The sequence below is a fragment of the Pseudacidovorax sp. genome (assembly GCF_017991995.1).
GTDB lineage: Bacteria > Pseudomonadota > Gammaproteobacteria > Burkholderiales > Burkholderiaceae_C > Xenophilus.
In genome coordinates this window covers 242,849-254,141 of the sequence record NZ_JAGOPN010000003.1, presented here as the reverse complement: position 1 = coordinate 254,141, position 11,293 = coordinate 242,849, and the positions used below count along the sequence as shown (strand labels likewise).

The following is an 11,293-nucleotide window of genomic DNA, read 5'->3' as shown; positions in this document are numbered from 1 at the left end:
CTTGGGAACGGCGCCAGAATCTTTTTGCGTATACGCAAATTTGTTCCTAGACTTCAGCGATGCCGTCCGACACCTCACCCTCCACCGCCGCCTGCTCGACGGCCGACTTCATCGTGGTCGGGGCCGGCATTGCAGGCGCGTCGGTGGCCTACTGGCTCGCGCCGCATGGCCGGGTGCTGTTGCTGGAGGCCGAGTCGCAGCCCGGCTACCACGCGACCGGGCGGTCGGCTGCGCTTTTCATGGAGAGCTACGGCACTCATCAGGTGCGCACGCTCACGCGGGCCAGCCGTCCCTTCTTCGATGCGCCGCCCGCCGGTTTCGCCGAGCACCCCTTGCTCACGCCGCGCGGCGCCATGGTGCTGGGCACCCATGGCGACGAAGCCGCGCTGGAGGAATGGTGGGACGTGCTGCGCGCCACCAACCCGCATGCACGCAGGCTCGATGCCAGCGAGGCCTGTGCGCTGGTGCCCGTGCTGCGGCCGGAGCAAGTCATCGGCGCCGTCCTCGAACCCGACGCCGCCGACATGGACGTGCATGCCATCCACCAGGGCTATCTGCGCGGCGCGCGGCGCCAGGGCGCGCAGCTGCTCTGCGATGCCCCGGTGCGGCACATCGAGCGCACGGGCGACGGCTGGCATGTCCAGGCGGGCAGCCACCGGTGCAGCGCGCCCGTGCTGGTCAATGCGGCCGGTGCCTGGGCCGACGAGGTGGCGGCGCTTGCCGGGCTGCCGGGCCTGGGCCTGCAGCCGCGGCGCCGGACCGCCTTCACCTTCGCACCGCCCGAGGGCGTGACCGTGCACGACTGGCCCATGACCATCGCCGCATCGGAGACCTGGTACATCAAGCCCGATGCGGGCGTGCTGCTGGGCTCGCCCGCCAATGCCGATCCGGTGCTTCCGCACGACGTGCAGCCCGAAGAGCTGGACGTGGCCCTGGCCATCGACGCCATCGAGCGCATGACCACGCTGCACATCCGGCGGCCCAGCCGAACCTGGGCCGGGCTGCGCTCCTTCGTGCCCGATGGCGACCTCGTGGGTGGCTTCGACGCCGAGGCGCCGGACTTCTTCTGGCTTGCAGCCCAGGGCGGCTACGGCATCCAGACCTCGGCCGCCATGGGCGAGGCCTGTGCCGCCCTCCTGCGCGGCCTGCCCATTCCGGCCCACCTGGCGGCCTTCGGCCTGACGGCCGACATGCTCTCTCCCCGGCGCCTGCGCCTCGCGTCCACTGCCTGAAAGCCCACTGCCATGACCCCTCTGCGCGTCTTCAGCGCCTGCCTGGCGACCGAGACCAACACCTTCGCCCCCATGCCCACGGGCATGGCGTCGTTCCGTGACCGCGGCTACTTCAAGGCCGGCGAGCACCCGGACACCATGGTGTTCTTCGCCGGCCCGCTGTGGGCCGCGCGGCTGCGCGGCAAGGAGGCCGGCTGGATCCTGAAGGAAGGCATGGTGGCCGCAGCCCAGCCCAGCGGCACCACCACGCGCCAGGCCTACGAAAGCCTCCGCGATGAGCTGCTGGCCGATCTCCAGGCGGCGCTCCCGGTGGACATGGTCGTGCTGGGCCTGCACGGCGCCATGGTCGCCGACGGCTACGACGACTGCGAGGGCGACCTGCTGGCGCGCGTTCGGGCCATCGTCGGCCCCGGCGTGGTGGTCGGCGCGGAGCTGGACCCGCACAACCATCTCACCGCAGCCATGGTCGACAACGCCGACCTGCTGATCGCCTACAAGGAATATCCCCACACCGACGTGCTCGATCGCGCCTTCGAGCTGGTGGACCTGTGCGCCGCCCAGGTGCAGGGCCGCGTCCGGCCCGTGGCCGCGGTGGTGGACTGCGACATGATCGTCACCATGCACACCTCGCGGCAGCCGGCGCGCGGCTTCGTGGACCGCATCCAGGCGCTGGAGGGCAGGGACGGCATCCTGTCCATCTCGGTGTCGCACGGCTTTGCCTGGGGCGACGTGCCGGACATGGGCACCAAGCTGCTGGTCTATGCCGATGGGGACGCCGCCAAGGCCCAGGCATTGGCACGCCAGCTGGCGGACGAGTTGATCGGCCTGCGCGAGGCGCTCGCCGTGTCCTATCCGGCCATCGACGCCGCGCTGGACGAGGCCCTGGCCTTCGACGGCGGGCCGGTGATCATTGCCGATGGCGCCGACAACCCGGGCGGCGGCGCGGCCGGCGATTCCACCTTCATCCTGCGGCGGATGCTCGAACGCGGCATCGGCAACGCGGCCATCGGCCCGATGTGGGACCCCATCGCCGCGCGCATCGCCTTCGAGGCGGGCGCCGGCGCGCGGCTGGCCCTTCGCATCGGCGGCAAGATCGGCCCGCTGTCCGGCGACCCGCTGGACCTCGACTGCACGGTCAAGGCCGTGATGCCCGAGATGGTGATGACCGGCCTGGGCGGCGCGCCCTTTCCGGTCGGAGACAGCGCGCTGGTCGAGACCGCGGGCATCGAGATCCTGCTGATCACGCTGCGCAACCAGGCCATGGGCACCGATGCCTTCACCCAGCTCGGCTGCGACCTGGCCGCCAAGAAGATCGTGGTGGTCAAGTCGTCGCAGCACTTCCAGGCCTCCTTCTCGAAGGTGGGCCGGCATGTGATCTACGCGGCCGCGCCCGGCGCCGTGACGCTCGATCTGCGCACCCTGCCCTACCGCAAGGTGCGCCGGCCCAAGTGGCCACTCGACTGACGCGCCCGTCCCTCCTTCCTGTCCGCATTCCCCCGTCCTCCCCGCCTTCCGGAGTCCCCACGATGAAACGACGACTGCTTGCCTCTCTCGCCGCCCTGAGCCTGGGTGCCGCCGCCAGCCTGTGCAGCCTGCCCGCACTGGCCCAGACCAAGACGCTGAAGGTCGTGGCCCATGCCGACGTGAAGATCCTGGACCCGACCTTCACCACGGCCTACATCACCCGCAACTTCGGCTACATGGTCTACGACATGCTCTTCGGCCTGGACGACAAGGGCGTGCCGAAGCCGCAGATGGTGGACAAGTACAGCACCTCGAAGGATGGCCGGCTCTGGACCTTCACCCTGCGGCCCGGCCTCAAGTTCTCGGACGGCAGCCCCGTGACCGCCGCCGACGCGGTGGCCTCCATGCAGCGCTGGACCGGGCGCGACAGCATCGGCCGCGCGATGACGGCGATCTCCTCGCCCGAGTGGAAGGCGGTGGACGCCACGACCTTCACGCTCACGCTCAAGGAACCCTTCGGCCTGGTGCTGGAAGGGCTCTCCAAGCCTTCGGGCTTCCCGCCGGTCGTCATGCCGGAGCGGCTGGCCAAGCTGCCCACCACCTCGCCGATCTCCGAGGTGCTGGGCTCGGGCCCGTATGTGTTCAAGCGCGATGAATGGGTACCGGGCAACAAGGCGGTGTTCGTGCGCAACCCGCACTACGTGCCACGCACCGAGGCCGCCAGCAACCTCGCGGGCAGCAAGAAGTCGGCCTTCGACCGCGTCGAGTGGCTGTACCTGCCCGACGCCAACAGCGCCATCTCGGCACTGCAGAAGGGCGAGGTCGACCTCATCGAGCAGGTGCCGCCCGACTACATCCTGCCGCTGCGTGCGGACGCCAACGTCAAGGTGCAGGCCTCGGGCTCCTGGCAGGGCTGGATGGTCATGAACCAGCTGCATCCGCCCTTCAACAATCCCAAGGTGCGCCAGGCGGTGGCCAAGGCGGTGAACCAGGAACGCTTCATGGCGGCGATGGGCTACCCGCGCGACATGCGCCTGACCAGCTGCGTGAGCTTCTTCCTCTGCGGCGGGCCCAACGAGAGCTTCGCCGGTGCCGAGCCCTTCCGCACGCCCGACCTGGCCCAGGCCAAGAAGATGCTCGCCGACGCAGGCTACAAGGGCGAGAAGGTGGTGCTGCTGCTGCCCAGCGACGTCACCTACCTCAATGCCGAAGGCCTGATGGCCGTCCAGACGCTGCGCAGCCTGGGCATGAACGTCGACGTGCAGACCTCCGACTGGGCCACCATCGGCGCCCGGCGTGCCAAGCGCGAGGCACCGGACGCCGGCGGCTGGAGCATGTACGTGACCGTGGCCGGCGGCTTCGACGCCGATTCGCCGATCACCAACGCCTACCTCAGTGCCGCCTGCGGCAACAGCCTGCCCGGCTGGCCCTGCGATCAGAAGCTGGACGAACTGCGCATGGCCTGGTTGAAGGCCACCGACCCGGCCCGGCGCAAGGAGGCGCTCGACGCCTTCCACGCCCGCGCCTGGGAGGCCCTGCCCTACGTGAACGTGGGCCAGTACTCGCCCGCCATCGCGGCCCGCAAGGAGCTCAAGGGTGTCGAGAAGCTCAGCGGCGGTCTGCCGCTGGTCTGGCAGCTCGACAAGTGACGCACGGGGACTGATACGGCATGGGCTACATCCTGCGGCGCCTGGCGGCCACCGTGCCCGTGATGGCGGTGGTGGCGGTGGTCGTCTTCCTGCTAATCCACCTGTCGCCGGGCGATCCTGCGGCCCTGATCGCCGGCGACCTGGCCACGGCGGACGACATCGCCCGCCTGCGCGCCGCGCTCGGCCTGGACCAGCCGCTGTGGCGGCAGTTCGCGCTGTGGCTGGGCCGCCTGGCCACGGGCGACCTGGGCACCTCCATCTTCACGCAGGTGCCGGTCACGCAGCTGCTGGCCCAGCGGCTGGAGCCCACGCTGTCGATCGCGCTGCTCACGATCACCCTCACGCTGCTGCTGGCCGTGCCGCTGGGCACGCTGGCCGCCTGGAAGGCGGGTGCCTTCATCGACCGGCTGGTGATGGTGTTCGCGGTGCTGTCCTTCTCCGTTCCGGCCTTCCTCGTCGGCTACCTGCTCATCTATGGCCTGGCGGTGCGGCTGGACTGGTTTCCGGTGCAGGGCTATGTGCCCCTCTCCGAGGGCGTCCTTCCCTGGCTGCGCTCGCTCGCGCTGCCCTGCCTGAACCTGGCGCTGGTGTACATCGCCCTCATCACGCGCATGACCCGGGCCACCGTGCTCGAAGTGCTGCAGGAGGACTACATCCGCACCGCCCGCGCCAAGGGCCTGGGCGTGCTGCCGGTGCTGGGGCATGCGCTGCGCAATGCGGCCGTGCCCATCGCGACCACGGTCGGCATGGGCATCGCGCTGCTCATCGGCGGCGTGGTGGTCACCGAGACCGTGTTCGCACTGCCCGGCGTGGGCCGGCTCGTGGTCGATTCGGTGCAGCGGCACGACTACCCGGTCATCCAGAGCGTGTTGCTGCTGTCGGCCGGGGTGTATGTGCTGATCAACCTGCTGATCGATCTGAGCTATCGGCTCTTCGATCCTCGCATCAGGTATTGAGATGAGACACCCCCCATGCCGCTTCGCGGCTCCCCCCTCTCTTGCGCCTTCGGCTTGGAGGGGGGCGCGCCCAGAGGCCTGGCAAAGCCAGTTCCTCGGGCGCCCTGGCTTGGCCTGCTCCGCGGCCATTCGAGGGATGTTCGCGTGCCGGCTTCATGCGAAGCACTCAGGAGAAATGAAATGAGCTCCACGGCTTCCGCCGCGGGCGTGTCGCCACCGAACGCAGGTGCCGACGTTCCCTTCAAGGTGCCGCGCTTTCGCTGGGCGCGCAAGCACCCGACGCTGATCCTGGGGGCGCTGTTGCTGGTGGCCATGGTGATGCTCGCGTTCGCGGCGCCATGGCTCGCCACCTACGACCCACAGGACATCGATCCGCTGGCGCGGCTGCAGGCGCCGTCGGCCGAGCACTGGTTCGGCACCGATGCCCTGGGCCGGGATGTCTACAGCCGGGCGGTGTGGGGCGCGCGCGTCTCCCTGCTCGTCGGGCTGTCGGTGGCCGTGCTGGCGACGGTGGCCGGCGTGTTCCTGGGCCTGGTGGCGGGCTTCGTGCGCTGGGCCGAGGGGCCGGTGATGCGCGTCATGGACGGGCTGATGGCGATCCCGGGCATCCTGCTGGCCATTGCGCTCATGGCCATCACGCGCGCCAGCCTGACGACGGTGATCGTCGCCATCACCGTTCCGGAGATTCCGCGCGTGGTCCGGCTGGTGCGATCGCTGGCACTCACGCTGCGCGAGCAGCTGTTCGTCGAGGCCGCCCATGCCGTGGGCACACGGCTGCCCACCATCCTGGTGCGGCATGTGCTGCCCAACATGATCGCGCCCGTGGTCGTCCAGGCCACCTTCGTCGCAGCCTCGGCCGTGCTCATCGAGGCCTCACTGTCCTTCCTGGGCGTGGGCGTGCCCTCTACCACGCCGAGCTGGGGCAACATGATGGCCGAGGGCCGCAACTTCGTGGCCGTCGCCTTCCACATCATCCTGTATCCCGGGCTGCTGCTGGCGGCCACGGTCCTGGCCATCAACCTGCTGGGCGACGGCCTGCGCGACGCGCTGGACCCCCGCCTGGCCCGCCAGCTATGACAGCCGCTTCCCCCCAGCCCCGCCTGCCGGTGGGCGAGACCCTGCTGGAAGTGCAGGACCTGCACACCCATTTCGACACACTCACCGGCCCCGCACGGTCCGTCGACGGCGTGAGCTACACCGTGCGCGCCGGCCAGACCCTGGGCGTGGTGGGCGAGTCGGGCTGCGGCAAGAGCGTGACGGCCCTGTCCATCATGCGGCTGCTGGCCACGCCGCCTGCCCGCATCCGCGGCCAGGTGCGTCTGCGCGGCACCGACCTGCTGACCCTGAGCGAGAAGCAGATGCGCGCCATCCGCGGCAACCGCATCTCGATGATCTTCCAGGAGCCGATGACCTCGCTCAACCCGGTGCTCACGGTGGGCCGGCAGATCGCCGAGACGGTGCAGCTGCACCAGGGCGCAGGCCGCGCGCAGGCCCTGGCGCGCGCCGTGGAGATGCTGCGGCTGGTCCAGATTCCCGAGCCCGAACGCCGCGTGCACGAATACCCGCACCAGCTGTCGGGCGGCATGCGCCAGCGGGTGATGATCGCGCTGGCCCTGGCCTGCAACCCCGAGGTGCTGATCGCCGACGAGCCCACCACGGCGCTGGACGTGACGATCCAGGCCCAGATCCTCGACCTCATCCGCCGCTTGCAACAGGAGCTCGGCATGGGCGTGGTGATGATCACGCACGACCTGGGCGTCGTGGCCGAGAGCTGCCACCGCGTGGTCGTGATGTATGCCGGCCGCACCGTCGAAGAGGCCGACGTGGTCGATCTCTTCGACCGGCCGCTGCATCCCTACACGCGTGCGCTCATGGCATCGATGCCCGCGATGAACACGCACAGCGCACGTCTGACCGAGATCCCCGGGCTGGTTCCTTCGCCGCAGGCGCCCAGGCGCGGCTGCGCCTTCGCGGAGCGCTGTCCGTGGGCCGCCGACCGCTGCCGCAACGAGGTGCCGCCCCTGATGCGCGAAGGCGGCGATCACGCCGTCGCCTGCTTTGCCGTGCAGGAGGCACGCCTGCCGACCCATGCCCTGGAGCCCGCCGCATGACTGCCACCGCCACGAGCGCGATTCCGAACGCCGGCGCAGCGCCTCTTCTGTCGGTGCATGCCCTGCGCAAGCACTATGTGTCGCCGCGGCGCTGGCTGGCGCGCCCCAGACCGCCCGTGCAGGCGGTGGACGAGGTCTCGTTCGACATCGCACGCGGCGAGACGCTGTCGCTGGTGGGTGAATCGGGCTGCGGCAAGACCACCACCGCCAAGTCGGTGATGCGCCTGATCGAGCCCACCTCGGGGTCGGTGCGGCTGGACGGCGAGGATCTGCTCGCCCTGTCGCCCGAGCAGATGCGCCTGCGGCGGCGGGACGTGCAGATCATCTTCCAGGACCCCTATGCCTCGCTGAGCCCGCGCCTGCGCGCCGGCGAGATCGTGGCCGAACCGCTGCGCAACTTCGGCATGTCCTCCGCGGCCGCACGCCAGGAGCGGGTGCGCTGGCTGTTCGAGAAGGTGGGCCTGCGTCCGGAGGCCACGTCCAAGTACCCGCACGAGTTCTCCGGCGGGCAGCGCCAGCGGTTGGGCATCGCCCGCGCGCTGGCCCTCAACCCCAAGCTCATCGTCTGCGACGAGCCCGTCTCGGCACTGGACGTGTCGGTGCAGGCGCAGGTGGTCAACCTGCTGATGGACCTGCAGGCGGAATTCGGCATCGCCTACCTGTTCGTCGCGCACGACCTGGCCGTGGTGCGCCACATCAGCCACCGCGTGGCGGTGATGTACCTCGGCCGCATCGTCGAGATCGGCCCGCGCGATGCCGTCTTCTCCCAGCCGCGACATCCCTACACCGAGATCCTGCTGTCAGCCGTGCCCGTGCCCAACCCGCGCACGCCGGCACGGCGCATCCTGCTGCAGGGCGATCCACCGAGCCCGGCCCATCCACCGCCGGGCTGTCGCTTCCACACGCGCTGTCCACTGGCCCAGCCGCTGTGTGCCGAGCAGGCGCCCGCCCTCACGTCCCGTGGCGACGGCCATCAGGCGGCCTGCCACTTCCGCTGACCCTCCGCCATCACTGCCCCACACCATGACCGACAGCACCCGTGACCACGACCTGATCATCCGCGGCGGCACCGTCATCGACGGCCGCCGGACGCCCCGCTTTCGCGCGGACGTGGCGGTGCGCGACGGCCGCCTGCGCGCCATCGGCGATCTGGCCGGCCATCGGGCCGCCCAGGAGATCGATGCGACGGGGCGCATCGTGGCGCCCGGCTTCATCGACTCGCACACGCACGACGACCAGGCGGTGCTGTCGCAGCCGCAGATCCCGTTTAAGGTGTCGCAAGGCGTCACCACCGTGATCGCCGGCAACTGCGGCATCAGCGCCGCGCCGCTGCGGCGGGACATGGACCTGCCCATGCCGCTCAACCTGATCGACGTGCCCGCCGGGGAGCGCTTCACCCGCTTCGCCGATTACCTGGATGCGCTGCGCGCCCGCCCCTCGTCGGTCAACGTGGCCGCGATGGTCGGCCACTCCACCCTGCGCGCCGTCACCATGCCGGCACTGGACCGCGAAGCGAACGGCGAGGAGATCGCACGCATGCGCGCGCTGGTGCAGGAAGCGATGGACGCAGGCGCCATCGGCGTCTCCACCGGCACCTTCTATCCGCCCGCGGTGAAGGCCACCACGGAGGAGATCATCGAAGTCTGCCGGCCGCTCACCGCCGCCGGGGGCCTGTACGTCACCCACATGCGCGACGAGTCCGACCAGGTGATGAGCTCGCTGGAAGAGACCTTCCGCATCGGCCGCGAACTCGACGTGCCGGTGGTCGTCTCCCACCACAAGGTGCAGAACACGCCCAACTTCGGCAAGTCGCAGGTCACGCTGCCCTTCATCCGCGAGGCCATGCAGCGCCAGCGCGTGTGCCTCGACTGCTATCCCTACACGGCGGGCTCGACCATGATCCGCGCGGACCGAGGCATGCTCGAAGGCCGCGTGCTGATCGCCGAGAGCCTGCCGCATCCGGAATGCGCCGGCCGCGACCTGGACGACATCGCCCGCGACTGGGGCGTGGACCGCGTGGAGGCCGCGCGCCGGCTGCAGCCGGGCAGCGCCATCTACTTCCTGATGGACGAGGGCGATGTGCAGCGCATCCTGGCCTTCGACGACACCATGATCGGCTCGGACGGCATCCCCGTCGGCAGCAAGCCGCATCCGCGGCTGTGGGGCACCTTCCCACGCGTGCTGGGCCATTACAGCCGCGACGTCGGCCTGTTTCCGCTGGAGACCGCCGTCTGGAAGATGACCGGGCTCACGGCCCGCAACTTCGGGCTTCACGGCCGGGGCACGCTGGAAGCCGGCCAGGCCGCCGATATCGTGGTCTTCGATGCCGGCACCGTGCGCGACGCGGCTGACTATGCCGAGCCCACGCGGCCCGCGGAAGGCATCGAGGCGGTCATCGTCAATGGCGCCATCACCTGGCAGGGCGGCCGGCACACGGGCGCGCGCCAGGGTCAGGTCATCCGCCGCCAGGCGGCCCCGTCCCACTGAGGCACTGCGCAACCACGATGCCCATCGAACGCTTTCCCACCCCGCTGCCGGTGCCCTTCTCGAAGGCGGTGCGCGCCGGCGGCTTCCTGTTCGTCTCGGGCGTGCTGCCCATGGATGCCCAGGGCCGCATCATCGAAGGCGACATCCAGGCGCAGACGCGCGCCGTGCTCGAGCGCGTGGCCCAGAACCTGGCCGACTGCGGTGCCCGCATGGCCGATGTGGTGCGCGCCACCATCTGGCTGGCCGACCTCGGCGACTTCGCCGCGTTCAACCAGGAATACGCCCGGCACTTCACACAAGGGCTGCCTGCGCGCTCGTGCGTGCAGGCAGCCCTCTACCAGGGCGCGCGGGTCGAGATCGAGGTCCAGGCCTGGGTCGGCGGCTGAGGCGCGACCCAGAGCGACCCGACCCACTCAGTTCAACACGATGTGGGCCTTGGTGGCCACGTCACCGAACTTGCGCAGGCTGTCCTGCACGAACTTCTCCGCCTCGGCGGGCGACATGTGGCCCGGCAACTGGCCGCCGGCTTCCAGGGCCGCCTTCACCTGGGGGTTCTCGGCCGCCTTGGCGATGGCGGCATTGAGCCGCGCCACCACCGGCTCGGGCACACCCTTGGCTGCAGCGACGGCGAAGTACTGCGTGGCCTCATAGCCCTTGAGCCCGGCCTCGCTCATGGTCGGCACGCTGGGCAGGCTGGGGATGCGGTAGGGCGTGGTCACCGCATAGGCACGCAGTTGGCCGGCCTTGATCTGGGCCAGCACGGGTGTGACGCCCAGCATGCCCAGCTTGACCTGGCCGCCGACGATGTCCACCACCGCCTGGCCGCCGCCCTTGTACGGCACATGCAGCATCTGCGTGCCGGCCATCTGGTTGAACAGCTCGCCGGCCAGGTGCTGGCCGGTGCCGATGCCCGAGCTGGCGTAGTCCCACTGCTGCGGGTTCTTCTTCATCGCGGCGATCAGCGACGTCAGGTCCGTCGGCGCCAGCCCCGCACCGCCCACCAGCACGATGGGGCCCTGCGACAGCAGGCCCACCGCCTGCAGCTCGCGGCCCACCTCGGGCTGCTTCTGGCCGAAGAGCACGGGCCCCGGCACGGTCACCAGCGTGTAGCCGTCGCCCTTGGCGCGCGCCGCCTGCTTGAGCGCCAGCGCGCCCGAGGCACCCGGCACGTTGTCGACCACGATGGACTGGCCGATCTGGTCGGACACGGCCTTGGCGAAGGCGCGCGTGAGCACGTCCACCGAGCCGCCGGGCACGAAGCCCACGATCCAGGTGATGGGCTTCGCTTCGGGCCAGGGCGCTTCGGCATGGGCGCCGAGGGCCATGGCGGAGAGTGCGAGCGCCGAAAGGCGCAGCAGATGGCGGCGGGTGGTGGTGGAGTTCATGGGGCTTGA

Annotated in this window: 10 protein-coding genes; 9 read left to right on the top strand and 1 reads right to left on the bottom strand. The window is 70.3% G+C overall.

Features of this window, described 5'->3' with window-relative positions; all coding sequences use genetic code 11:
- The first annotated feature begins 59 nt into the window (after positions 1–59).
- The 9 genes from KBC94_RS05755 (at position 60) to KBC94_RS05715 (ending at position 10,285) form a co-directional block, all read left to right on the top strand.
- A complete protein-coding gene (locus tag KBC94_RS05755; protein WP_294367329.1) occupies positions 60–1,232 on the top strand; it encodes an FAD-dependent oxidoreductase in 1,173 nt (390 codons plus the stop codon).
- A 21-nt stretch (positions 1,233–1,253) separates the two neighbouring features.
- Positions 1,254–2,696, top strand: coding sequence for a M81 family metallopeptidase (locus KBC94_RS05750; protein ID WP_294367626.1), 1,443 nt, complete (start codon positions 1,254–1,256; stop codon positions 2,694–2,696).
- 62 nt (positions 2,697–2,758) lie between these two features.
- Positions 2,759–4,345, top strand: coding sequence for an ABC transporter substrate-binding protein (locus tag KBC94_RS05745; protein WP_294367327.1), 1,587 nt, complete (start codon positions 2,759–2,761; stop codon positions 4,343–4,345).
- 20 nt (positions 4,346–4,365) lie between these two features.
- Complete coding sequence (locus KBC94_RS05740) at positions 4,366–5,301, top strand: ABC transporter permease (RefSeq protein ID WP_294367325.1); 936 nt, start codon at positions 4,366–4,368, stop codon at positions 5,299–5,301.
- 180 nt (positions 5,302–5,481) lie between these two features.
- Positions 5,482–6,378, top strand: coding sequence for an ABC transporter permease (locus KBC94_RS05735; RefSeq protein WP_294367324.1), 897 nt, complete (start codon positions 5,482–5,484; stop codon positions 6,376–6,378).
- Entirely contained in the window at positions 6,375–7,412 is a 1,038-nt protein-coding gene (locus KBC94_RS05730) for an ABC transporter ATP-binding protein (RefSeq protein WP_294367322.1), read from the top strand. The genes KBC94_RS05735 and KBC94_RS05730 overlap by 4 nt, the downstream gene beginning before the upstream one ends.
- Complete coding sequence (locus KBC94_RS05725) at positions 7,409–8,410, top strand: oligopeptide/dipeptide ABC transporter ATP-binding protein (protein WP_294367320.1); 1,002 nt, start codon at positions 7,409–7,411, stop codon at positions 8,408–8,410. Before KBC94_RS05730 ends, KBC94_RS05725 begins: the two co-directional genes overlap by 4 nt.
- Positions 8,411–8,435: 25 nt before the next feature.
- Positions 8,436–9,899, top strand: coding sequence for an amidohydrolase family protein (locus KBC94_RS05720; protein WP_294367318.1), 1,464 nt, complete (start codon positions 8,436–8,438; stop codon positions 9,897–9,899).
- A gap of 17 nt (positions 9,900–9,916) precedes the next feature.
- Positions 9,917–10,285: a RidA family protein gene (locus tag KBC94_RS05715; RefSeq protein ID WP_294367316.1), complete on the top strand. Its 369-nt coding sequence runs from the start codon at positions 9,917–9,919 to the stop codon at positions 10,283–10,285.
- Positions 10,286–10,312: 27 nt separating this feature from the next.
- Here KBC94_RS05715 and KBC94_RS05710 read toward each other — a convergent pair whose 3' ends face one another.
- On the bottom strand, positions 10,313–11,284 hold the full coding sequence (locus KBC94_RS05710) for a tripartite tricarboxylate transporter substrate binding protein (protein ID WP_294367315.1): 972 nt from the start codon (positions 11,282–11,284) through the stop codon (positions 10,313–10,315).
- Positions 11,285–11,293: the final 9 nt, after the last annotated feature.